Origin of the sequence: Frateuria sp. GZRR35, from assembly GCF_051900415.1 — a bacterium.
Lineage (GTDB): Bacteria > Pseudomonadota > Gammaproteobacteria > Xanthomonadales > Rhodanobacteraceae > Frateuria_A.
In genome coordinates this window covers 1-516 of the sequence record NZ_JBHZGL010000034.1, presented here as the reverse complement: position 1 = coordinate 516, position 516 = coordinate 1, and the positions used below count along the sequence as shown (strand labels likewise).

Here is a 516-nt window from a genome sequence, read left to right as displayed (position 1 = left end):
GCTGGCGGGACATTACCTGACCCTGCTCGAAGCCGTAGTCGCAGCGCCGCAGGCCCGCCTGTCGGCGCTGGAGATGGTGCCGCCGGAGGAGCGCGCACGTCTGCGCGAGCCTTACGGCGAACGCACCTCGATCGCCATGGACCGTTGCCTGCCACAGCTGTTCGAGGAGCGCGCCGCCGCCACGCCGGACGCGCCCGCGCTGCGCTACGAAGACCAGACGCTGAGCTACGGTGAACTGAACCGGCGCGCCAACCGGCTGGCCCATCACCTGCGCACCCACGGGGTGGGTCCCGAGCGGATCGTGGCGGTGTGCCTGGAGCGCTCGATCGAGCTGGTGGTGGGGCTGCTGGCCGTGCTCAAGGCCGGCGGCGCCTACCTGCCGATCGACCCGGCCTGTCCGCCGGAACGCCTGGCCTACATGCTGGAGGACGCCAAGCCGGTGGCGGTGCTGACCCAGCAGAGCGTGCGCGAGCGCATTCCGCAAGGTGACTTCGCGCGGGTTTCGGTGGATGAGGG

At 71.1% G+C, this 516-nt stretch carries 1 protein-coding gene; it reads left to right on the top strand.

Features of this window, described 5'->3' with window-relative positions:
* Positions 1 to 516: AMP-binding protein (locus ACFWZ3_RS17295; RefSeq protein ID WP_439708914.1), on the top strand; the 516-nt coding region annotated here is incomplete at both ends.